This is a genomic window from Streptomyces sp. XH2, from assembly GCF_049725035.1.
GTDB classification, from domain to species: domain Bacteria; phylum Actinomycetota; class Actinomycetes; order Streptomycetales; family Streptomycetaceae; genus Streptomyces; species Streptomyces roseoverticillatus.
Window position 1 is genome coordinate 57,091 of sequence record NZ_JBMMMZ010000011.1, and the last position, 22,796, is coordinate 79,886.

Consider the following 22,796-nt stretch of genomic DNA (forward strand, 5'->3'; position numbering starts at 1 on the left):
CGCGCCCAGAACTGAACTCACGGGGGCGTTGTGGACCACATAGCGGGGCGGGCCCATCCCGCATTGCCAGGGTTGCCGGGCATTCTCCAGGAACGGGCGGCCGGACCCCGGCGCCTGGCATTCCGCTTTCTTGCCGACGGTACCAGCGACGAGGCCGTCGACTGGACCTACCACGACGTGTACGAACACGCCGGCCGCATTGCCGCGGACCTGCTGGACCGCGAACTCACCGGACGCCGCGTCGTGCTGGCCCTGGACCCCGGGCTGCACTACATCGCCGCCCTGTTCGGGATATTCCGCGCCGGCGCCACCGCCGTGCCGTCCTTCCCGCCCACCGGGAAACGCGCCGTGGCCCGCTTCGCCTCCATCGTCGTGGACAGCGCACCGGACGTGATCATTGCCGACCGGCGGCTGGAGAGCCGCGTCGCACAATTCGAGGCGGAACTCCCCGGCACGGTACGGGCACCGGAATGGCTGTTCGTCGACGACCAGTACTTCCTCGGCTTCCTCGCACCCGCCCCCGGCCGGGCGATACCCGACGCCGTTTCCGACCCGGCCCTCCTGCAGTACACCTCGGGTTCCACCGGCGACCCCAAGGGAATCGTGCTCACCCACGAAAACCTGGTGAGCAACTGCCGCGCCCTGGAACACAACATGGGCTACGAGGCCGACCGCGTCGGCTGCACCTGGCTGCCGCCGTACCACGACATGGGCCTCATGGGCACGATCATGCTCGCGGTGCACGGCGGCTGGCCGCTGGTGCTGATGTCGCCCGCACACTTCGTGCAGCAGCCCTACCGCTGGCTCAAGGCGATCACCGACCACAAGGTCACCATTTCCGTCGGGCCCAACTTCGCTTTCGACATGTGTACGTCGGGCATCACCGACGACGAGCTGGAAACCCTCGACCTCAGCACCCTGCGCCAGGTCTTCTGCGGCTCCGAGCCCGTCTCCCGGGTGACCCTCGACAAGTTCCGCGAGCGATTCGGGCCCCGCGGCTACGACGAGACGTCCCTCATTCCCTGCTACGGCCTGGCCGAGGCGACGCTCTACGTGTCGGGAAAGCCCACGGGCACCCCGCTGCGCACCGAACGGCTCGACAAGGAAGCCCTGGAGAACGGCATCGTCCGCCGCTCCCGGGACGCGTCCGGTGAGCCGGGGCGGGTCGCGCACGTCGTCAGCTGCGGCACCGTCGCCGACGGCCACGAGGTGACCGTGGTGGACCCGGAGACCCTGAACCCGGTCCCGGCCGGCCGGGTCGGCGAGATTTGGGTCAGCGGGCCCAACGTGGCCCAGGGCTACCTCGGCAGGCCGGACCTCACCGCCGCCACGTTCACCGCGCGCACGGCCGGCGACGACGGGCGCACCCACCTGCGCACCGGCGACCTCGGATTCCTGCTCGACGGCGAGCTGTTCATCACCGGCCGGCTCAAGGACCTCGTCGTCATCGCCGGCCGCAACCTCTACCCGCAGGACATCGAGCTCACCGTCCGCCAGGCCCACGAGCAGGTCCGCGGCTGCGCCGCCTTCTCCGTCCCCGGAGAGCAGGGCGAGCAGCTCGTGGTGGCCGCCGAGTACCGCGGCACCGCCCGCCGGCTGGCCGCGGAGGGGGCGGCCGTGCTGGACGCGGTGATCGCCGCGGTGACGGCCGAGCACGGAGTCCGGCCCGCCGCCGTGCACTTCGGGCCGGTCGGCGCGATCCCCATGACCACCAGCGGCAAGGTCCGCCGGGACGCGACCCGGAAGGCCTACCTCCAGGGGACGCTGAAGACGCTGTCCCCGGTCGCCGACGACACGCCGCAGGCCGTGCGGTGACGGGAGCCCACCATGACGACTTCGCCTGAGTCAGCCCGGGCCGCCGGATCCGGCGCCCCGCGGACGGCCCGCCCGGCCGCGGCCCCGCAGCAGCAGGCCGCGACCGACACCGACGCCTCGGCCCGCCGGCTCGCCTACCTCACGGTCGGCGTGCCCACCCTGGGCTTCGCCGGAGCGGTGGTCTTCGCGTACCACTACGGCTTCACCGGCACCGACCTCGGCCTGCTCATCGGGATGTACCTGCTGACGTCCCTGGGCGTCGAGGGCGGCTTCCACCGCTTCTTCTCGCACCTGTCCTTCGCGGCCAAGCCGGGCGTGACCGCCTTCTGGGGCATCGCCGGCAGCATGGCCGCGCAAGGCCCCGTGGTCTTCTGGGTGGCGACCCACCGCCAGCACCACGCGTTCACCGACCGCGACGGCGACCCGCACTCGCCCCGGCCGATGCAGGACGGGCGCAAGTACCCCCGGCTGCGCGGCCTGTGGCACGGTCACGTCGGCTGGCTGTTCACCGTCCGCCGGCAGAACTGGAGCCGTTACGTCCCGGATCTGATGAAGAACCGGCTCGTGATGAAGATCAACGAGTACTACTTCGTCTGGGTCCTGGCCGGACTCGCGCTCCCCGCCGTGCTGGGCTGGGCGCTGACCGGCGGCAGCCTCCGCGGCGCGGCCGGCGGCCTGCTCTGGGGCGGCCTCGCCCGGATCTTCCTGCTCGACCACGTGACCTGGAGCGTCAACTCGATCGGGCACACGCTGGGCAGCCGGCCCCACCGCACCCGGGACAACAGCCGCAACGTCTGGTCGCTCGCGCCCTTCTCGGTCGGAGGCTCCTGGCACAACAACCACCACGCCCAGCCCGCGCTGGCCCACAACCGGCACACCTTCTGGCAGATCGACATCGCCGGCGGCTTCATCCGGCTGCTGGACGTCCTGGGCCTGGTCACCAACGTGCGCTATCCCAAGCGCGCACGGCCTGCGCAGAACTCCGAGTAGAAAGGGAGCGGCCCGTGTCTTCCGCTACCGCCGACCCGCTCGCGTCGGCGATCGTCAAGCTCGACCCCGCCAGTGCCCGCATCAAGCGCTTCTCCGCGCTCACCACGATGACGCTGCCGCTGATCGGCACCGCCGCCGCGGCCTGGTTCCTGTGGACCGGCAACTACACCACCACCGACCTGGTCCTGTTCGTCGTCATGTACTTCGTGCACATGGGCGGCATCACCATCGGCTTCCACCGCTACCTCTCGCACAAGGCGTTCAAGACCTCAGCCGTGTTCGAGGGCATCATGATGATCACCGGGTCCATGGGGGCGCAGGGCCCGCTGATGTTCTGGGTCACCACCCACCGCCGCCACCACCGCTTCAGCGACCGCGAGGGCGACCCGCACTCGCCGAACCTGCACGGCTGGAGCATCAAGGCCCGGCTGCGCGGCCTGTGGTACGCGCACATGCCGTGGATGCTCAGCGACGAGACCTCGAAGTGGAGCGTCTTCGCCCCCGACGTCCTGCGCGACCGCCGGCTGATGTGGTACAGCCGTACCTACCCGGCCTGGGTCCTCACCGGCCTGCTGATCCCGGCGATCGCCGGCTTCGCCGTTGAGCAGACCCCGATGTCGCTGCTGACCGGCCTGGTCTTCGGCGGATTCGCGCGCATCTTCGTGGCCAACCAGGCCGCCTGGTGCGTCGGCTCCATCTGCCACGCGATCGGCAGCCGCCCCTTCGACAACAAGGACCGCAGCGCCAACAACTGGCCCGTCGCCGCCTTCACCTTCGGCGAGGGCCTGCAGAACAACCACCACGCCTTCCCGGGCTCGTACCGCCACGGCGTGACCTGGTGGGAGCCGGATCTGAGCGGCTGGCTCCTCTTCGGCCTGGGCAAGGCCGGCGTCGTCTGGGACCTCCGGGAACCGGACAAGGCCACCATCGAGCGGAAGCGCGCCATGAAGCAGGCCGCGTGACCGCAGCTGCCCCCACAGCAGTGCTCCACCCGCACGAACGCAACACCTTTCACCCTCGCACACCAGCAGGAGCGTAACCACCATGTTCGGACGCAAGAAGGACGCCCAGCAGATCCAGGGCCCGCTCACGGAGGACTCCCTGCGCCAGTGGCTCGTCGAGCACCTGGCCCAGCGGATCGAGGTGCCGCCCGCCGACATCGACACGCAGAAGTCGTTCGAGTCCTACGGGCTCGACTCGCGCGTCGCCGTCCAGGTCTCCGGCGCCCTGGAGAAGGTCGTCGAGCGCCGCCTCTCGCCCGGCCTGCTCTACGAGCACCAGACCATCGACGACCTGAGCGGCTATCTGGCGCAGGAACTCAGGCTGTCCCGCCGGACCGGCTGAAGGGAACCACGACGATGGGGGCATACAACTTTCCGTCCGCTCCGGACCGCGCGTTCGAGGACTTCAAGCGCAAGTCGGAGCAGATCGAGGGCGAAAGGCTCGCGGGGGCCATCCCGAGGGAGTTCTTCGAACCGAGAGTGGGCCGCGGCCTGCTCGGCTTCGCCGTCAGCTGGGCGCTGTACATCGGCGCCCTCGTCGGCATCGCGTTCTCACCGCACTGGCTGCTGTGGATCCCGCTGTGGATCGTCGCCGGCCTGGGCGGCTGGGGCCTGCACTGCATCGCGCACGACTGCGGCCACGGCTCCTTCTCCCGCTCGCGCAAGTTCAACTTCGCGATCGGGCACGTCTCGCTGCTGCCGCTGATCTACCCGTTCCACGCCTGGCGGCACGTGCACAACCTGCACCACAGCCACACCAACAACCTGGAGCTGGACACCGACTGGCGCCCGGTCCCGGCCGCGCTCTACGACCGGATGCCGTGGCACGAGAAGATCATCTACCACGGGACGCGCACCTGGGCGTTCTGGGGCGGCACCATCAACTACTGGCGCGAGTCCGGCTTCCGGCCGAGCTACTTCCCCAAGCGCGAGGCGCGCCGCGACGTGCGCCGGTCGATGGTCTTCGTCCTGGCCGTCATGGTCGCCTACTTCGTGCCGCTGATCTGGTTCACCGGCTTCACCGGCTTCCTGATCTACTTCGTCGCCCCGTGGCTCGCGACCCACGCCTGGTTCAGCGCCACGACGCTGATGCACCACAGCTCCAGCGACATCCCGTACCTGACCAACGAGCACTGGACGCGCAACGCCAGCCGGCTGCTGGTGACCACCGACTTCGTGTACCCGAAGTGGCTGCTGTTCCTCACGCACAACATCTCCATCCACACGGCCCACCACGTCGCCCCGGTCGTCCCCTTCTACAACCTGCAGAAGGCGCAGCGCGCCCTGAAGGACGCCTATCCGGGCATGGTCCGCGAGGAGCGCGTGAAGATCAGCCAGCTGAGCACCATCATCCGGCGGCTGCACTTCTACGACACGGAGTCGGGCTTCTACACCGACTTCAACCGCACGCGGATCGCCCCGGCGGACGCCAAGCCGGTGACGGTGAAGACGCCCTCATGACGCCCCTCTTCCTGAGAAGGCTCGCCCACGCGGCCGCCGGTGCCCTCGCCCCGGGCCCCGGCGGCCGCTGGGCCACCGACGTCTTCAGCCGGACCCGTGCCCTCGGCACGCAGCCCGACAACGTCCTGCCGCTCGGAGCCCGCGGGTTCGACGTCCTCGGCAACCCCGACGTGCACGGCGGCTACCTGTGGGGCGACGACGACCGGCCCACCGCGCTCCTCGTGCACGGCTGGGGAGCCGACAGCAGCAGCATGTACTCGCTGATCGCCCCGCTGCGCGAACTCGGCTACCGGGTGGCCGCGTTCGACGCCCCGGCCCACGGCGTGAACCGCGGCACGCAGGCCACCATGACCCAGTACACCGCCGCCGTCCGCGCCGCGCTCGACTCGCTCGGCGGCGCGAAGGTGATCGTCGCCCACTCGCTGGGCTCCATCGCCGCCGTCGGCGCGGTGGCGATGGAGGAGCGGCCGGACGTCGACTGCATCGCGCTCGTGGCCCCCACCTGCACGCTCACCGCCGTGCTGGAGCGGTGGTCCAAGGGCGAGCTGATGCTCTCGCGGGCGATCGTCGACCGCATCTACCGCGAACTGCACCGCCGCAACGGGGTGCCCGTCAGCCACTGGGACGTCGTCGGCCTCGGCCGCGAGCTCGACGTCCCGGTGCTGGCCCTCCACGACCCCGGGGACCCCGTCGTCCCGTACTGCGAGGCCGAGGCCATCGCCGCCGGCCTGAAGGACGTACGGCTCCAGCAGGCCCCGGGCCGCGGCCACATGGGGATCCTCATGTCCCCCGAAGCGAAAAGCGCCATCTCCGCGTTCGTCGCCGAACACGGAACGAGAACTGGAGAGACCATCCCGTGAGCGAAGACGTCGGGAAAAGGGCATGGATGTGCCTCGTCTGCGGCTGGGTCTACTACGAGTCCCTCGGACTGCCGGAGGAGGGGATCGCACCCGGCACGCCCTGGGAGGAGATCCCGGACGACTGGGAGTGCCCGGACTGCGGCACCACCAAGGCCGACTTCGTCATGGCACCGCTGTAGTCGTGGCACCGCTGCAGAACCGCTGTAGACCTCTAGGAGAAGTGACATGACCACATCGGTGATGGATCCCGGCCGGGCGATGATGACGCTGCTGAGCCCGGCCGGCAAGCGGGACCCCTACCCGCTCTACGAGGCGCTGCGCTCCTACGGGCCGCTGCTGCCGCTCGGCCCCGGCCAGCTGGTGGTCACCGGGCACGCCGAGTGCGCCCGGGCGCTGCGGGAGCCCGCCCTCCTGTCGACCGACGGGGCCGTGCAGGACACGATGATGCCCGGCTGGCGCGAGCACTCCTCCTGGGTGTGGCTCACCAAGAACATGCTCTTCAGCAACAACCCCGACCACGACCGCTACCGGCGCTTCTTCAGCGTCGGCTTCACGCCGCGCCGCATCGCGGCGCTGCAGCCGGCGGTGGAGCGGCTGGTCGGCGGCCTGGTGGACCGGCTGGCCGCGCTCGGCGAGGGCGGCGCCCCCGTCGACTTCATGGCCGAGTTCGCCTTCCGCGTGCCGATGGCGATCATGGGCGAGCTGCTGGGCATACCCGAGGAGGAGCAGGCCGGGTTCCGGGGCCACATCGGCGCCATCACCACCGCGCTGGAGCCCATCCAGGACCTCGCGCAGCTCCTGCCCGGCGACGCGGCCATGGAGGAACTGGCCGTCTACTTCCGCGACCTGGTCGCCAAGCGGCGGGCCGAGCCCGGCGACGACCTCGTCAGCGAGATGGTCCGCCAGCTCGACACGACGGGCGGCATCAGCGAGGAGGAGCTCGTCGCGAACTTCATGCTGCTGCTCGTCGCCGGCACCGAGGCCCCGATGGACCTCATCGGCAACGCGCTGCGGCTCGCGATCGAGCACCCGGAGCACGCGGACGCGCTCCGCGAGGACGACTCCCTCGCGGAGGGCTACGTGGAGGAGGTCCTGCGCTTCGACCCCGCGGCGCAGGCCCTCAACCGCATGGCCGTCAAGGACATCGACTTCTTCGGGGTCCCGCTGACCGCGGGCACGAAGGTCACGCTCCTGATCGCCGCGGGCAACCGCGACCCGCGGCAGTACGCCGACCCCGGCACGTTCAACCCGTACCGCAAGGGCAACCACGCGCTGACGCTCAGCGGCGGCGCGCACTACTGCCTGGGGGCGGGCCTCGCCCGCATGCAGGCGGAGCTCGCCCTGCCGGCGGTGCTGCGGCGCTTCCCGGGGCTCGCGCTCGCCGCCGAGCCCACGTTCCGCGACCAGCTGGTCCAGCGCGGCTTCGCCACGCTTCCGGTGAAGCTGGGCTGAGCCCGGGTCCCCTCCAGGGGGGTGGTCTCCGGATGCGGCACCCCTCTTCTTTCCGCCGCGGCGGCGCTCAGCCCTCGCGGCGGTTTCCGGCGGTGCCGTGCCGACCTCGGCTGCTTCCGGTGCTGCGCACCTTCCTTCCGCCGCGGCGGCGCTCAACTCCCGCGGCGGTTTCCGGCGGTGCCGTGCTCACCTCAGGTGGGTGCGGCACCGCCGGCCGCGTTTCCGGTGGCTGAGCGCCGTGGCGGCGGGGAGAACGGCGCGCGGCACCGGAATCCGCTGAGGCGGAAGGAGCGGCCCGGGACACCGGAACCCGCCGGGGCACCGGCACCCGTACCCCCGCGCATCGCGCGGCAAGCGCCCCCGCAAGATGGGCCCGTGAAGCAAGAAACCCCACGTCGTAGCCTCTGGGCGCCCTCCACCCTCGCCACCGCGACCGGCGCCCTGGTCGCGGAGGCGGCCGTCGCCGCCCTCGCCTCCTTCCTCCGGGCCTCGGCGCAGCCGACCGCTCCCACGACGGACAAGCTCTCGCCCTCCGAGGACGACAGCGGAGTCTTCGGCATCGTCTTCCTGCCGTTCTTCCTGGCTGCGGGAACCCTCGTCGCCGCCGTCCTGGCGGCGGCTCTGGTCGTCCCCGCGGCCGTGCTCGCCCGCCGCACGGCGAGCCGCCGGCCGGGCCGGTGGGTGCCGGCCGTGTCCGCCACGGCCGCGGCCGCCGCCGTCGCCGCGGCCGCCGTCCTGGCCGCGCTCGTGCTGTCGGGTCACCCCGGCGCGCTCGTCGCGCATCCGGCGGCCTGCCTGTACTGGTGGCTGGGCGTGGCGGCCGCGATCGTGCCCGCCGCCCTGCTGACCCTGGTCGCGGACCGCCGCGCCGCCACGGCCGGCAAACCGTGGCGGCTGCCGCTGTGGCTGCTGGGAGGCAGCTGCCTCGGCCCGGTCGCCGGCCTGCTCCTCGTGGTCGCGGGGGTGCTGGCCCACCACGCCGTCACGGACTGACAAACCATCAGCCATGTTGATGTGACGCCCACATCACACCGCCGCATTCCGGGAGAACGTTGTATGCTCACGTGAGTTGGAAAAGCCAACTCACTAGCGAGGAGAGCGATGACTCAGACTGCCGCCGGACGGGCGGTCGGCGTGACGAAGCCCGCTTTCGGCCCGGTGTTCGCCGTGGTGGTGGCCGGGGTTGCGATGTCCAACCTCGACATGTTCATCGTCAACGTCGCGCTGCCGGACATCGGCACCCAGTTCTCCGGGTCCTCCCTGGCATCGCTGTCGTGGATCCTCAACGCCTACGCGGTGATCTTCGCCGCCCTGCTGGTGCCGGCGGGCAGCCTGGCCGACCGCACCAGCCCCCGCAACGCGTACCTGCTGGGCATCGCGGTCTTCACCGTCGCCTCCGCCCTGTGCGCCGTCGCGCCGGGTGTCTGGCTCCTGGTCGGGGCCCGCGTCGTCCAGGCGGTCGGCGCGGCGATGCTCATACCGTCCTCGCTGGGCCTGCTGCTCGCCGCGGCGCCGCCGGAGAAGAGGATCCCGGCCGTCCGCGGCTGGACCGCGATCAGCGGCCTCGCCGCCGCGCTCGGCCCCGTGATCGGCGGCCTGCTCACACAGCTCGACTGGCGCTGGGTCTTCCTCGTCAACCTGCCGATCGGCGTCTTCGCCCTCCTCCTGGGCGCCCGGGTGCTGCCGCGCATCGCGGCCCGACCCGCCGCCGCGCGGCTGGACCTGACGGGCGCGGTCCTGCTCACGCTGGGCATCGCGGTCCTCGCGCTGGGCCTGGTCAAGAGCGAGGACTGGGGCTGGACTTCGGGCAAGGTGCTCGGCTCCCTGCTGGCCGCCGTCGTCCTCCTGGGCGCCTTCGTCGCCAGCTCGGCCCGGCACCCCTCGCCGGTCCTGCCGCTGGGCCTGCTGAGGATTCCCGGCGTCGGCCCGGCCACCTTCGCGAACCTCCTGTTCGCGGTCTCCTTCGGCGCGATGCTGCTCTCCGCCGTGCTCTGGTGCCAGAACGTGTGGCACTGGTCGCCGCTGAGGACGGGTCTGGCCATCGCGCCCGGACCGGTCCTCGTGCCCGCCTTCGCGATGGGCGTGGGCCCCGTCATCAAGAAGTTCGGCGCGGCGGCGGTCTCCGCGGTCGGCAGCGTGCTCTTCGGCGCCGGCATCGGCTGGTGGGTCTACCGGCTCGACACCGCCCACGAGTACGCCGCGGGCCTGCTCCCGGGCATGCTGCTCACCGGCGTCGGGGTCGGCATGGTCGTCCCGACCCTGGTCGGCGCCGCCGTGTCCGCGCTGCCCCCGCAGAGCTTCTCCACGGGCTCGGCGGTCGTCACGATGGCCCGCCAGGTCGGCTCCGTGCTCGGCGTGGCCCTGCTGGTCGCCTTCATCGGCGCCCCGGAGAGCGCGGACGCCGCCGTGACGGCCTTCGACCACGGCTGGGACTTCGTCCTCGTCGCGACGGCCCTGGCGGCCATCGCCTGCCTGTTCATCCCCCGCCCCAAGAAGCCAGCCGCGTAATGCCCTGACGCTCACAGGACAGCCGCGGCACACGAGCCGGGCGGTCCGCGCAGACACCCCCGACTGCGCGCGACCGCCCGGCATTCTTGTGCCCGGCCCGCGCCCGGCTCGTGTCCGGAATCCATGGTTCAGTGTTCGGAGTGATTCAGATCACAACTGGCGGAGCCGATGATTCCAGCCCTTGACGTCGCACGGGGCGGCAATCGCCCCGATGGTCATGGCCGAAAGCGTACGACGGAGGTTTTTTCATTTGCCTCGGAGGCTCTCGAGCCTCCCCCGGTCGGGGGTGGGCGGGGTGCGGAGGGTGCTGTAGAAGTGAAGGGTGAAGCGGGCATACGGTCTGTTTGCCGGTTCGCGAGGCGGCCCGGACCCCGGATTGCATGGATTTATCTACCGCAAGACGCCCACGGAGTCGGTCAAGCGTCACCAGCCGCACAAAACGGACAGGTTCGCTCCTTAAACCGGCATATGTTCCGGCCATTACCCCCCGGCATATTGCGCGGGGTTCGCCGGGTGCTGTTTTCTTGCGGCCAGGTAATCAGCCACCTGGGGGTATCGCCGATTATGGCAATCAAGATCAACCCGGCGCGATTCAGTCAGTTCGGCCCGGCCGACGGAAGCATCTTCTGCCTGATCACCAATCAGGAGATGGTGCAGGAATTCGAAATCGTCAAGGACGCCCCCTACGCGGAGTACCGGACGATCATCCTGAAGCCCGGCGACGACTTCGAGAAGATGCTTGCCGATGAAACGGTTCCGCAGAATTCGCACTCGCTGGTGATCTCGCCCTACCGGTTCTTCGAGTCCCCGTCCGAGGAGGCACTCGGCCCGCGCCGCAAGCTGATGGGCATGGCGTGCAACTCCACGCCGACGGACCTCGGCATCATCCGGCACTTCCTGGGCGTCATCGAGCGCACCTCCGCCCAGGAGCAGGCCGAGTTCAGCGACCGGTTCTTCGAGCTCGCGGAATCCACCGACCACCTGGTGTACGTCGACGAGCGGCACGGCACCCGCGCCGTCCTCGACCACCTCGCCGACGACCTGGTCTGGAACCAGCAGGCCGGCCCCCTCGAATGGGGCGAGCAGCAGATCGTGCCCTCCGGTGAGATCAGCGTCCTGCCCATGCAGATCGTCGAGTTCGACGAATCGCTGCACCTCCCGCTGGAAGGCAGCATCGCCTTCCGGGGCTTCCCGATCCTGCACAACGGCACGCCCTCCTTCCTCCGCAAGGACCAGGCCCGCCTCCAGGGCAAGCTGGCCGGGCTGGAGCACGAGGCCGTGGTGGCCGAGGTGCGGAAGGGAGCGATCACCTCGCTCCGCCCGCACCGCCCCGCCGGGGCCCCCGTCGCCGACGTCTTCGAGGCGATGTTCGAGATCGACTCCCGCTACACCCTGGTCTGGGAGATCGGACACGCCCTCAACACCAGCCTGGACATCGTCCGGGGCAACCACGCGATGAACGAGGTCTACGGCGGCGACCGCGGCTGCCTGCACTGGGGACTCGGGCTCACGCCCTTCACCCAGTACCACCTCGACATCATCTCGCCCGACACCACCGTCTACACCGAGAGCGGTGAAGTGGTGCTCGGCAACAAGGGCGGCGCCCCGAGCGTCCGCATCGCGCCGGCCGCCTGAGCGGCCGCCGGCGGACGCGGCGGGAGCGCGAAATCCACGACGACGGGAGGTGATTCCCCATGAAGAAGACCATCAAGGTCCGCAAGAACAGCAACTACCTCGGGACCCTGCTGGGCTAATCGCCCGGTACCCGGCCGGATCCGAGCCGATGGAGGGTGGTGAGTTCCCGTGAAGAAGACCATCAAGGTCCGCAAGAACAGCAACTACCTGGGGACCCTGCTGGGCTAATCGCCCCGCAGTCCATCCGAGAACAACGGCCATTGGCGGGAGGTGAGTTCCCATGAAGAAGACCATCAAGGTCCGCAAGAACAGCAACTACCTCGGGACCCTGCTGGGCTGAACCCGGGTGACGGGCTGAATTCAACAGCCCTGACGCGAGGCGGGTCGAGGTGCTGACTCGACCCGCCTCGCCGACACGCAACACGCATATCTGGGAGTGGTGTCGCGATGATTATGGTCCGCCCCGAGGCTTACCGACAGTATCCGGTCGGCCGCACACACTTCGTACTGGTCCTGGAAGAGGCACTCGCCGGGTTCTTCAGCCTCGACGACGGCGGCCGGTACGAGCAGAGCGCCGTCGTGACGGCCGCCCCCGGCCGCACCCTGGGCGACATCCTGCGCACCGAGGTGCCGGACGACTGCGACGTCCTCGTGATAGCCACCGCCGACGCCCTGCTCACCGCCCCGGCCACCGACGTCGGTCCCGGCCGCACCGTCGCCGCGATCCGCGCCGGCCAGGGCCCGCTCGCGCTCGACCAGGCCGGCACCGTCCTGGCGGCCCTGGAGAAGACCGACACCGCGGAGGTGCAGGCCCGCGCCGACCGGCTCGCCTCGGCCCTCGCCGCCTCCGGCGGCCTGCAGCTCACCGAGGCGCTCACCGGCTCCGTCGCCGAGCTCACCTACGACAGGCCGACCTGGTCGCGCACCGACGCCGGCCTCTTCCAGCCGGGCGCCGTGCGGACCGCACCCACCGGCCGGCTGCGCCTGGCCACCGACGTCACCGGCACGGCGCTCTCCGGGCAGATCACCGTCAAGGGCTGGCCCGTCGTCCGCGCCCGCAGCGCGAGCGCCGACCGCCGGCACGAGATCTACGAGCAGCTGACCGGGCTCTCGCACTACCCGCTCGTGCTCACCGTGGACAACGGCGCGGTCACCGACCTCAAGGCCGCCGCCACCGGCTCCGGCACGGCCGCGGCCGAGCTGGAGCGGCTCTTCGCCGAACACCCCGACCACGCACTGCTCTCGGGGATCGAGTTCGGCCTCAGCAGCGGGACGCAGCCGCTGCCCTTCAACACCGAGGCGAACTCCGCGGCCGCCGGCAAGGCCGCCGTCTCCGTCCACATCGTCCTGGGCGCCCTGCCGCAGACCCCGTACCAGCTCACGCTCGCCTGCTCCACCAGCACGGTCACGGCCCCCGGCAGCACCGAGGCCCTGGCCGGCGCCGGCACGGAGACCGGCGGCGAACGGCCCAGGCGCCGGATGAACCGGGTCACCTCGGCGAGCTGCGGCTGCCACTGACGCACGGGCCACCACCCCGCGCGGCGGGCGACCGACGCCGCCCGCCGGCCGCCCCGGCCCTCCGCCGGCGGCGGCCGATCGCTGTGCGAGGGGCGGGGGCGCACACCTCAGGCAGCCACGGGAGGAACCCCCTCGATGACCACGACCGCACCCCGGCAGCACCTCGCCGACGGACCCGTGTGGGAACGACGCTTCCGCGCCCCCCGCCACACCCTCCCGGCCTGGGCCAAGAGCGCGCCCGACCGCTGCGTCTTCGTCAGCGACCTCTCCGGCATCGCCCAGGTGTACGCCTGGGACCGCGCGGCCGGCACCCTCCGCCGCGTCACCGACCGGCCCGCCGGCACCCAGCAGTGCGCCATCGAGGCCTCCGGGGACGCGGTGTGGTGGTTCGACGACGGCGACGGCGACGAGTACGGGCAGTGGATGCGACAGCCCTTCACCGGCGGCCCCGACACCCCGGCCGTCCCCTCCACCGGGCTGTACTGGCCCTCGGGCCTGGCCGTCGGCCTCGACGGGCACGCCCTGCTCGGCTGCTCGACCGAAGAGGGCGCCGCCGTCCACCTCGTCCTGCCCGGCGGCGCGGCCCGTCCCCTCTACCGGCACGACGAACCGGCCTACGCCGTCGACCTCTCCCGCTCCCTCGACCTGGCCGTCATCGCGCACAGCGAGCGCGGTGACCTCTGGGACCTCGGCGTGCGCGTCCTCACCACGGACGACGGCACCACCGTGGCCGACCTCGCCGACGACGAGGGCGGCCTGGAGGCCGTCGGCTTCTCGCCCCTGCGCGGCGACCCGCGCCTGCTGCTGACGCACCAGCGCGACGACCGCTGGGAACCCGTCCTCTTCGACCCGCGCACCGGCGAGCGCACCGAACTGCGCCTGGGCCTGCCCGGCGACGTGTCCGTCCAGTGGTTCCAGGACGCGGGCTCGCTGCTCGTCGTCCACGACCACGAGGCCCGCTCCACCCTCCACCGCTACGACCTGGGCAGCGGGCGGCTGGAGCGGATCGGCATCCCGGCCGGCGTCATCGCCCACGCGCGCACCCGGCCCGGCGGCGACGCCTGGCTGCTGTGGTCGAGCTCGGCCCGCCCGCCGGAGTTCCGCGGCCTGCTGGAGGACCCGCGGCCGCCTCTGCCGGACCAGCCGCCGCCCCCGGCCGCCGACGCCCGCGACCTGTGGGTGGACGGTCCCGGCGGCCGCATCCACGCCCTGCTGAACACGCCCGCGGGCCCGGGCCCGTACCCCACCGTCTTCCTGCTGCACGGCGGCCCCGACGAGCAGGACGAGGACGCCTTCGACCCGGCCGTCGCCGCCTGGACCGACCACGGCTTCGCCGTCGTGCGCGTCAACTACCGCGGCTCCACCGGCTACGGGCGCGAGTGGACCGAGGCGCTGCGGCGCCGCGTCGGCCTCACCGAGCTCGAGGACGTGTCCGCCGTCCGGCAGTGGACGGTCGACCACGGCGTGGCCGACCCCGCCCGGCTGGTCGTGGCGGGCTGGTCGTGGGGCGGCTACCTCACCCTGCTCGCGCTCGGCACCCGGCCGGGGGAGTGGGCGCTGGGGCTCGCCGGCGCGCCGGTCGCCGACTGCGCGGCGGCGCACCACGGCGCGATGGAGGAGATCAAGGCCCTCGACCGCAGCCTTTTCGGCGGCACGCCGGAGGAGGTGCCCGAGCGCTACCGGGAGTCCTCGCCGATGACCTACGTCCACGCCGTCCGCGCGCCGGTGCTCATCCTCGCCGGCGCCAACGACGCCCGCTGCCCCGTGGGGCAGGTGAAGGACTACGCCGAGCGGCTCGCGCGCCGGGGCGTCCCGCACGGTCTGCACGTGCACGACGGGGGCCACAGCGTGACGGGCGTGGAGGAGCGGGTGGCGCTGTTCCGCCGGCAGCTGGAGTTCGCGCGGGCCCATCTGCCGCCGGCCGGGCCGTAGCCCGTTCCACAAGCCGCCCCCGGCCCGGCCGGGGGCGCGGCGCAGCGGGCCCTGGTCCGGTCCCCGGCGGCGGGGGTCCACCGGGAACCGGGCCGGAGCCCGCTGTGCCTGTACCGGCCTCGACGGCATGAGCGGAGGAGACCTCCTTGAACTGTTTCGTGAACGGACTCGCCGTGCTCGCGTTCTCGCCTCGCCACAGGGACGGGATTCCGGAGCCCCACCCCTGGTCCCGCCGGCACCTGCTGCTGCGGGGTCTTCCCTCGTAGGCGCCCGGGCCCGCCTACTCCAGCGCTCCGTCGACCTGGGCCAGATGGGAGCGGAACGCATAGCCCGGGTCGGTGCGCCGCCGCTCCAGGAAGCGGTCCCAGCCGAGCTGCTCGCGCAGGCTGACCCCGCTCAGGGCCCGCTCCGCCTGGGTCCGTTCGGCCCGGACGATCCGCCCGGCGAGTGCCGCGACCTCCTCGTGGACCGCGCCGGGGACGAGCACCACGCCGTCGGTGTCGGCCGCGAGCCGGTCCCCGTCCCGCCCCGGGAACGGCGGGAGGGACGGGGGCGCGGGCCGGCCGGCGCCCAGCCGCGGGGAGGCGGGGCAGGGGCCGAGGCTGAAGACCGGCAGGCCGATGGCGGCGAGCTCGTCGGTGTCGCGGTGGCAGCCCCAGATCACGATGCCGGCGATGCCGGCCTGCCGGGCCTCGATGGCGACGAGGTCGCCCACGCAGGCCTCGTCCGTGCGGCCGGAGTTGTCGACGAGGAGGACGTCTCCCTCGGCCGCCGCGTCGATGCCGATGAAGATCGAGACCACGCCTTCGGTGTGCGCGACGTGGCGCAGCGGCCCGGAGCAGTGCATGCCCGCGACCGCCGGGAGCAGCGGCAGCGGCGGCAGGGACACCGCCGCGGCCAGCCGTACTCCCGCGTCCCACAGGGCCGCCGTGGGCAGCGCCGTGCCGTGCGGCGCGACGGTGGTGACTGCGCTGTCCAAGAAGATCTCCTGGCGGTGGGGGAGCGGAGGGTGGGACACGCGGGCGCGGGGGACATCCGCGGTCCCTGTCATGGGGTGACCAGCCGGGTGAGGGCCGTGGCGGCGGCGCCGAGCACCACCACGAGCAGGGTGGGCCACTTGCGCCAGACGCCGAAGGCGCCGACGACGAGCCCGACGGCGCGGGCGTCGATGACGAGCGACCTGCCCTGGCCGAACATCTGGGTGGCGATCAGGGCGGCCAGCAGGGTGGGCGCCATGAGCGTGACGACGCGCTGCATGGCCGCGGGCAGTTCCTCGCCGCCGAGCAGGACGGGGCCGGTGGCCTTGAGCGCCATGGAGACGGCGCCGACCAGCAGGACGGCGAGCCAGAGTCCGGTCATTTCCTCAGTCCCAGCAGGCAGGCGGCGGTGGCGGCGATGAGGGGGACGCCCGGGGAGGCGAAGGGGACCAGCGCCAGGGCGATGGCCACGCCCAGGATCGAGGCGGCGAGCGCCTTGCGGCTGGTGATCTGGCCCTTGAGGAGGGCGATGAACAGGACGGGCGAGACGACGTCGAGCCCGAAGCGCTCGGGATCGCCCAGGTAGCGGGCGCCGAGCAGGCCGACGGCGGTGCCGCCGACCCAGGCCGCGTAGACGAGGACGCCGGCGCCGAGCAGCCGGCCGCGCGAGTAGCGGCCGTTGCCGATGTGACCGACGGCCCAGGACTCGTCCACCACGAGCTGGGCGCAGAGGAAGCGCTTGAGGACGCCGCCGGTCATGGCGGGGGCCACGCTGATCCCGATGGGCAGGTAGCGGGAGTTGAGCAGGACGGCCGCGACGATCGCCGCGGCGACCCCGCCCCCGGTGCCGAGCACCGAGGCGGCGGCGAACTGCGCGGACCCGGCGAACGTGGTCAGCGACATCACCACGGGGGCCAGCACGCCCATGCCCGCCGCGCGGGCCACGATGCCGAAGGAGACCGCGAATCCGAAGACCGCGACGGCCAGGGGCACGGCGGCCCGCAGACCGTAGAGTGCCTCCGCCCGGAATCCGGCGGCGGGGGCGGGTGTTTCCAGCGGTGGCGCCGCCCCCTCGGCGGGTAATGCCTCTTGCGGGTCCATCGATGTCCTCCGCGAACATGCGGGCAACAGGAAACAGCGCCGCCGTAGGTGATGCGGTGGCGACCACGAGCAGCAATAGTACGGAGTCATGGTGAGGTTTACTAGTTACTCAGACGGTTCGGTGACCCTGGCTGAGGACCTGGTCAATACCTACAACATCGTGCGCAATGTGGAGAAGATGCCCGATGTTGCGGCCTTGTCCGCCCTGCTCGACGCCCATGGCATCCGGTCGCCCGCCGCCCCGACCGAGGAGGACCTCGCCGCGGCGCGCGAGCTCCGGCCCGTGCTGCGCGAGGTCTTCGGCGCCCCGGACGCGGCGACGGCCGTCGCCCTGCTCAACGACCTCCTCGCCGCCCGCGGCGCCGTCCCGCACTACACCGACCACGACGGCTCGTGGCACCTGCACGTCGCCGCGCCCGGCGCCCCCGTCGTCGACCAGTACGCGGTCAACGCCGCCATGGGCCTGCTCACCGTGGTCACCACGACCGGCATGGAGCGGCTCCACGTGTGCGTGGGCAACCGCTGCGCCGAGGTCTTCGTGGACACGTCGCGCAACCTGTCGCGGCGCTTCTGCTCGCCGCAGGTCTGCGGCAACCGCGCGACGGCGGCCGCCCACCGGGCCCGCCGGAAGGCCGCGGACGCTACGACCTAGGTCCGCAATCTCCCTATTTGCCCATTTCTAGGCCGGATATTGACACTCCAGAGGCGATCTATATGCTCATTCCACTAGCTGACTAGTTAATTAGCAGGCGGGGCAGGTGGGGTGGGAATGACATCAGCCGACGGCGCGAGCCGCTGGGCCGTCGAGGCGCGGGGACTGGGCAAGTGCTTCCGGCGGCGCCGGGCCGTCCAGGACCTCTCCGTCCGGATCCCGGCCGGCGCGGTCTGCGGGCTCGTCGGCCCCAACGGCGCCGGCAAGAGCACGCTGCTGGGCATGGCCGCACGGACCGTCCGGCCGACGGAGGGCAGCCTGAAGGTCTTCGGCTCGCCGGTCGCCGACCCCGCGGGCCTGGCCGACACCGCCTTCCTCGCCCAGGACAAGCCGCTCTTCCCGCGGTTCACGGTCGAGGAGACCCTCCGCCTGGGCCGCGAGCTGAACCCGCGCTGGGACCAGGCGGCGGCCGAGCGGATCGTGCGCTCCGGGAAGCTGCCCCTCGGCGCCCGCATCGGCAGCCTCTCCGGCGGGCAGCGCTCCCGCGTGGCACTCGCGCTGGCCTTCGGCAAGCGCCCCCGCCTGCTGCTCCTCGACGAGCCGATGGCGGACCTCGACCCGCTCGCCGCCCACGAGCTCGGCGGCCTCCTGCTGGCCGAGGCGGCCGAACAGGGCACCACCGTCGTGATGTCCTCCCACCGGCTGGCCGACGTGGCGACCATGTGCGACCACCTCCTCGCCGTCGCCGGCGGCCGGGTCCGCCTCGCCGGCGAGACCGAGGAACTCCTCGCCGCCCACCGGCTGGTGACCGGCGTGCACCTCGTCGACGGCGTCCCGGCGGAGATCGCCCGGCACACGGTCGTCGAATCCCGCACCACGGGCCGCCAGTTCACCGCCCTCATCCGGCCCCACGGCCCGGTCGAGGGCAACTGGAAGATCGCCGAACCCGGCCTGGAGGAAGTCCTGCTGGCCTACCTGCGCTCGCCCGCAGCACCCCCCATGCTCACCGCCGCGGCCCTCGTCGACGGCCCGCACGAGAAGGAAGACGAAGAGGTGACGGCATGAGCACGGCCGTACAGGAAACCCCCGCCGCGCAGGCCGGCAAGCAGCCGCCCCGCATCCTGCGCGGCCTCCCCTGGCTGGTCTGGCGCCAGCACCGCACCGCCTTCGTGGCCTGCCTGCTGCTCACCGCCGCCGGCTGCGTGCACATGCTCTGGCAACGCCACGTGACGCTCGGCTGGCTCGGACCCGCCCGCGCCCACGGCCCCTTCAAGGTCGTGGAGGCCTCCGGGCAGGCGTACGCCGAGTCCTTCCAGAACGCCACGTCGCTGATGTCGCTGGTGCCCGTCGTCGCGGGCGTCCTCCTCGGCGCCCCGCTGATCGCCGGGGACCGCGAGCGCGGCACCGTGCAGCTGGTCACCACGCAGTCGGTCACCCGCGGCCGCTGGCTCGCCGTCAAGCTCGGCACGGCCGCGCTGGTCACCGTCGTGTGCGCGGCGGCGCTCTCCGCCGCCTTCACCGCCTGGTGGGAACCCGCGCACGACCTCTTCAACGCCGGCGACTGGAGCGCGGGCGACATCTTCGACAACACCGGCCCCGTGCCCGTCCCGCTGGCGCTGCTCCACTTCGCCGTGGGCGCCGCGCTCGGCACGCTCCTGCGCCGCGCCGTGCCCGCCATGGTGCTCACCCTCGGCTTCTCCTTCGCCTGGGAGGTCCTGGCCGGACCCCTGCGGCGGGTCTTCACACAGCCGCGCGTGCTCGTCAACCCGGTCGAGGAGGGACAACCCGGGCTGCCCGAAGGCGCGGTGCGGTTCGACAACTGGACCGTGGACGCGCACGGCGGGCTCCACGGCTTCGGCGAGTGCTTCAACGGCACCCCCGCGGAGTGCAGGGCCAAGGGCATCGTCGCCGAGCGCCTGGAATACTTCGGGTACGACCAGATGCCCGGCATGCAGTGGACCTACGCGGCGCTCGTGCTGGCCGCGGCCCTCGCGATCCTCGCCCTCACCCTGTGGTGGGGCCGCAGGCGCCCGCTGTGACCCGCGCCGCACGGTCGCCGCACGCAGGGACGGGATGAGGGGGGCCGCACCATGGTCGAATTCAGGATCGACCGGCAGAGCGGCATGGCCGCCTACCTGCAGATCGTCCAGCAGGTCCGGGAAGCGCTGCGCCTCGGCATCCTCACCGCCGGGGACCAGCTGCCCACCGCCGCCCGCGTCGCCGCCGTCACCAAACTCAACCCGAACACGACGCTCAAGGCCTACCGCGAGCTCGAACACCTCGGGCTCGTCGAGGCCCGGCCGGGGGTCGGCACCTTCGTGAGCGCCGCCCCCGCGCGGCCCCGCGCCCTGGCCGACTCCCCGCTGCGCGGCGAGCTCGCCGACTGGATGGGCCGGGCCCGCCGGGAGGGCCTCGACTGGACGGACGTCTCCGCGCTGATCACGGCCGCCCGCACGGAGCACTACCCCGCCGTCTGACGGCCCGGCCCCCGCACCACCCCACCGCGTACTCCCGTACGCCCCGCGACGAAATGGCATGACCGCCCATGACGGCACTCGCCCCCGACCCCTCCACCGCCGGTCCCGGCGCGATACCGGCCCCGCCGAAGCCGCGGGCCCCGTCCGCGCGGCAACGAGGGAAACGTATCTTCCGCTTGGCGCTGCCCGGGCTCGCCGTGTACGCGGTCACCACCGTCCTCCACCTCCTGGTCCTGGCCGCCATGAGCGACCCGGACGGGCCCGGCCTCCGCGAGCGCCTCCTCGCCTGGGACGGCAACCTCTACGTGAGCATCGCCCAGGGCGGCTACGCCCCCGGCTACTCCTACGCCGAGGACGGCAGCCTCACCGGCAACAACCTCGCGTTCTTCCCGCTGTTCCCCATGCTGATCCGCGCCGTCCACGCCGTCACCGGCCTCGGCTGGGGCACCTCCGGCATCGTCGCGGCCCACCTCGCGCTGATCGCCGCGCTGATCGCCGTGCACCGCCTGCTCGCCGCGCTCCACGGGACCCGCACCGCCGTCATCGCGATCGTGCTGCTCGCCGGCGCGCAGCCGATGTCCCTGTCGTTCCTCATGTCCTACAGCGAGTCGCTCTTCCTCGCCCTGGCCGCCGGCACGCTCCTGGCCGCACACCGCAAGGCCTGGCTCACCGCCGGCGCCCTGGCCCTGCTCACCGGCCTCACCAGGCCGGCCGCCGCGGCCGTCGTCGCCGCGCTCGCCGTCGCCGCCGGACTGCACCTGCTGCGCGAACGCCGCCTCGGCGCGCGGCCCCTGGCGGCCGTCGCCCTCGGCTGCCTCGGCACGCCCCTCTACCTGTGGTGGGTCGGACAGCGCGTCGGCGACCTCGGTGCCTGGTTCCGCATCCAGGAGGCCGGCTGGGGCACCCACTGGGACAACGGCGCGGCCTTCCTCGACTTCCTCGGCGAGACGCTGCGCCGGGGCGACGGCTGGGTCCCGGTGAGCACCGCCGTGCTCCTCCTCGGCCTCCTCTGCGCCACCGTGCTCACCTGGCACCGCGGCACCTGGCCGCCGCTGCTCGTGTACGGCACGGGCATCGTGGTCCTCACCCTGGCCCAGAGCAACTACTCGCACTCCAAACTGCGGCTGCTCATACCCGCGGTCCTCTTCCTCGTCCCCGCGGCCCGCGCCCTGGCAGCCGCCCGCAGCCGTACGGCCGTGACCGCGCTGTGCGCGGCGACGCTGTTCGGCTGCTGGTACGGCGCGTTCATGCTCACGGTGTGGAAGTACGCGATATGAGCGGGCCGCGGATCCTGCCGGGCCGCGGCCCGGTCCGGCACCGCCGGTCCGCCACGTCGCGGTCCCGCGCCGTTGCGGCGGAAGGAACGTGCCCGCCGCAACGCGATGAGCCGGCCACCGCGGCGAGGGGCCGGCGGAATCCGCGGTCACATCAGCCGAAGCGTCACGGTTTGAAGGCGATGGCCGCGTAACAGACCGCCTCCGCGGGCGTCGGACGGCTCCGTTCCGCGGGCTCGTCCGGGCGCCAGCGGTGGGCGAGCGTGATGCCCGGTTCCACCAGCTTCCAGCCGTCGAAGAACCGGTGGAACTCGGCCTTGCTGCGCAGCTGGAGCGGCGTCCCGGCCCGCGCGTAGATGTCCATGATCCGGCCCGCCGCCAGCGGGGAGAAGTCGGAGGTGCCGTGCGTGACGACGAGCGCGCTGCCACTGGGCAGCGCCGCCTTGAGACGCTCGACGACCGCGTGCGCGCGGTCCCGGCCGTCGTCGGTGATGAAGTGCAGCAGGGCGTTGAGGGTGAGGGCCACCGGCCGGCCGAGGTCGAGCGTCGCGAGCAGTTCCGGCGCCCGCAGCACGCTGCCGGGGTCGGTGACGTCGGCCTCCACGTACGCCGTGCGCCCCTCCGGGCGGCCGCGCAGCAGCGCGGCGGCGTGGGCCAGGACGATCGGGTCGTTGTCGGTGTAGACGACGCGGGCCGAGGGGACGACCTCCTGCACGGTCTCGTGCAGGTTGGGCGAGGTGGGGATGCCGGTGCCGATGTCGAGGAACTGGGTCAGGCCCTCGCGCGCGAGGTGGCGCGCGGCCCGGTGCAGGAACGCGCGGTTCATCCGGGCCGCTTCCCCTGCCGACGGGAAGACGGCGAGGACCCGACCGGCGGCCTCGCGGTCGGCGGCGAAGTTCGTCCGCCCGCCCAGGAACCAGTCGTAGATGCGGGCCGAGTGGGCCCGGTCCAGCCGGAGGTCGACCACGGGATCCTCGCGGGTCTCGCCCATCTTCTCTGCCTTCCCGTCGCGTTACGGCTGCCCCATACCTGTCCCCGGTCACGGACGGGTAACCCTTCCGGTGCGGAGGGCCGGACTATTTGCGCGGTTGCGGCACGGCGGGGCCTGCTTTTCCGGTTCATTGGAACAACGCAGAAGAAGCA

Annotated in this window: 22 protein-coding genes; 18 read left to right on the top strand and 4 right to left on the bottom strand. The window is 72.4% G+C overall.

Annotated elements, in window-relative coordinates; all coding sequences use genetic code 11:
- The first annotated feature begins 72 nt into the window (after positions 1-72).
- From ACOTKD_RS22630 to ACOTKD_RS22690, 13 genes are all read left to right on the top strand, one after another.
- Positions 73-1,815, top strand: coding sequence for a fatty acyl-AMP ligase (locus ACOTKD_RS22630; RefSeq protein WP_424890821.1), 1,743 nt, complete (start codon positions 73-75; stop codon positions 1,813-1,815).
- Positions 1,816-1,827: 12 nt separating this feature from the next.
- Positions 1,828-2,805 carry an acyl-CoA desaturase gene (locus ACOTKD_RS22635; RefSeq protein ID WP_424890822.1) on the top strand — a complete coding sequence of 326 codons (978 nt, stop codon included), beginning with the start codon at positions 1,828-1,830 and terminating at the stop codon, positions 2,803-2,805.
- A 14-nt stretch (positions 2,806-2,819) separates the two neighbouring features.
- Complete coding sequence (locus tag ACOTKD_RS22640; protein WP_424890823.1) at positions 2,820-3,767, top strand: acyl-CoA desaturase; 948 nt, start codon at positions 2,820-2,822, stop codon at positions 3,765-3,767.
- Positions 3,768-3,849: 82 nt separating this feature from the next.
- Positions 3,850-4,149 carry an acyl carrier protein gene (locus ACOTKD_RS22645; protein WP_359106343.1) on the top strand — a complete coding sequence of 100 codons (300 nt, stop codon included), beginning with the start codon at positions 3,850-3,852 and terminating at the stop codon, positions 4,147-4,149.
- Between the two features lie 14 nt (positions 4,150-4,163).
- The gene (locus ACOTKD_RS22650) at positions 4,164-5,267 is read left to right on the top strand and encodes a fatty acid desaturase (RefSeq protein ID WP_424890824.1); all 1,104 of its coding nucleotides are present in this window, start codon (positions 4,164-4,166) and stop codon (positions 5,265-5,267) included.
- A complete protein-coding gene (locus tag ACOTKD_RS22655; RefSeq protein WP_424890825.1) occupies positions 5,264-6,127 on the top strand; it encodes an alpha/beta fold hydrolase in 864 nt (287 codons plus the stop codon). The genes ACOTKD_RS22650 and ACOTKD_RS22655 overlap by 4 nt, the downstream gene beginning before the upstream one ends.
- Positions 6,124-6,306 carry a rubredoxin gene (locus ACOTKD_RS22660; protein ID WP_372504645.1) on the top strand — a complete coding sequence of 61 codons (183 nt, stop codon included), beginning with the start codon at positions 6,124-6,126 and terminating at the stop codon, positions 6,304-6,306. Before ACOTKD_RS22655 ends, ACOTKD_RS22660 begins: the two co-directional genes overlap by 4 nt.
- A gap of 46 nt (positions 6,307-6,352) precedes the next feature.
- Positions 6,353-7,579 carry a cytochrome P450 gene (locus ACOTKD_RS22665; RefSeq protein WP_424890826.1) on the top strand — a complete coding sequence of 409 codons (1,227 nt, stop codon included), beginning with the start codon at positions 6,353-6,355 and terminating at the stop codon, positions 7,577-7,579.
- A 375-nt stretch (positions 7,580-7,954) separates the two neighbouring features.
- A complete protein-coding gene (locus ACOTKD_RS22670; protein ID WP_424890827.1) occupies positions 7,955-8,572 on the top strand; it encodes a hypothetical protein in 618 nt (205 codons plus the stop codon).
- A 108-nt stretch (positions 8,573-8,680) separates the two neighbouring features.
- The gene (locus ACOTKD_RS22675) at positions 8,681-10,087 is read left to right on the top strand and encodes an MFS transporter (protein ID WP_424890828.1); all 1,407 of its coding nucleotides are present in this window, start codon (positions 8,681-8,683) and stop codon (positions 10,085-10,087) included.
- 564 nt (positions 10,088-10,651) lie between these two features.
- On the top strand, positions 10,652-11,722 hold the full coding sequence (locus ACOTKD_RS22680; protein WP_424890829.1) for a hypothetical protein: 1,071 nt from the start codon (positions 10,652-10,654) through the stop codon (positions 11,720-11,722).
- Positions 11,723-12,169: 447 nt separating this feature from the next.
- The gene (locus ACOTKD_RS22685; RefSeq protein WP_424890830.1) at positions 12,170-13,240 is read left to right on the top strand and encodes a hypothetical protein; all 1,071 of its coding nucleotides are present in this window, start codon (positions 12,170-12,172) and stop codon (positions 13,238-13,240) included.
- Between the two features lie 135 nt (positions 13,241-13,375).
- Positions 13,376-15,172, top strand: coding sequence for a prolyl oligopeptidase family serine peptidase (locus ACOTKD_RS22690; RefSeq protein WP_424890831.1), 1,797 nt, complete (start codon positions 13,376-13,378; stop codon positions 15,170-15,172).
- 280 nt (positions 15,173-15,452) lie between these two features.
- On the opposite strand, the gene ACOTKD_RS22695 is transcribed toward ACOTKD_RS22690, so the two are convergent.
- The 3 genes from ACOTKD_RS22695 to ACOTKD_RS22705 all read right to left on the bottom strand — a co-directional run bounded on the left by ACOTKD_RS22695 (position 15,453) and on the right by ACOTKD_RS22705 (position 17,250).
- The gene (locus ACOTKD_RS22695; RefSeq protein WP_424890832.1) at positions 15,453-16,151 is read right to left on the bottom strand and encodes an RraA family protein; all 699 of its coding nucleotides are present in this window, start codon (positions 16,149-16,151) and stop codon (positions 15,453-15,455) included.
- Positions 16,152-16,219: 68 nt separating this feature from the next.
- Positions 16,220-16,531, bottom strand: coding sequence for an AzlD domain-containing protein (locus tag ACOTKD_RS22700; protein ID WP_302866243.1), 312 nt, complete (start codon positions 16,529-16,531; stop codon positions 16,220-16,222).
- Complete coding sequence (locus tag ACOTKD_RS22705) at positions 16,528-17,250, bottom strand: AzlC family ABC transporter permease (protein ID WP_424890833.1); 723 nt, start codon at positions 17,248-17,250, stop codon at positions 16,528-16,530. The genes ACOTKD_RS22700 and ACOTKD_RS22705 overlap by 4 nt, the downstream gene beginning before the upstream one ends.
- A gap of 121 nt (positions 17,251-17,371) precedes the next feature.
- Between ACOTKD_RS22705 and ACOTKD_RS22710 the strand changes: the two genes are divergently transcribed.
- From ACOTKD_RS22710 to ACOTKD_RS22730, 5 genes are all read left to right on the top strand, one after another.
- A complete protein-coding gene (locus ACOTKD_RS22710; protein WP_424890834.1) occupies positions 17,372-17,902 on the top strand; it encodes a CGNR zinc finger domain-containing protein in 531 nt (176 codons plus the stop codon).
- 111 nt (positions 17,903-18,013) lie between these two features.
- Complete coding sequence (locus tag ACOTKD_RS22715) at positions 18,014-18,967, top strand: ABC transporter ATP-binding protein (RefSeq protein WP_424890835.1); 954 nt, start codon at positions 18,014-18,016, stop codon at positions 18,965-18,967.
- The gene (locus ACOTKD_RS22720) at positions 18,964-19,941 is read left to right on the top strand and encodes an ABC transporter permease (RefSeq protein ID WP_424890836.1); all 978 of its coding nucleotides are present in this window, start codon (positions 18,964-18,966) and stop codon (positions 19,939-19,941) included. Before ACOTKD_RS22715 ends, ACOTKD_RS22720 begins: the two co-directional genes overlap by 4 nt.
- Before the next feature lie 51 nt (positions 19,942-19,992).
- The gene (locus ACOTKD_RS22725) at positions 19,993-20,379 is read left to right on the top strand and encodes a GntR family transcriptional regulator (RefSeq protein WP_424890837.1); all 387 of its coding nucleotides are present in this window, start codon (positions 19,993-19,995) and stop codon (positions 20,377-20,379) included.
- Between the two features lie 68 nt (positions 20,380-20,447).
- Positions 20,448-21,656 (top strand): hypothetical protein, encoded by a 1,209-nt coding sequence (locus ACOTKD_RS22730; RefSeq protein WP_424890838.1) that lies wholly within the window; start codon positions 20,448-20,450, stop codon positions 21,654-21,656.
- A 163-nt stretch (positions 21,657-21,819) separates the two neighbouring features.
- On the opposite strand, the gene ACOTKD_RS22735 is transcribed toward ACOTKD_RS22730, so the two are convergent.
- Positions 21,820-22,644: an SAM-dependent methyltransferase gene (locus ACOTKD_RS22735; protein WP_424890839.1), complete on the bottom strand. Its 825-nt coding sequence runs from the start codon at positions 22,642-22,644 to the stop codon at positions 21,820-21,822.
- Positions 22,645-22,796 lie beyond the last annotated feature (152 nt).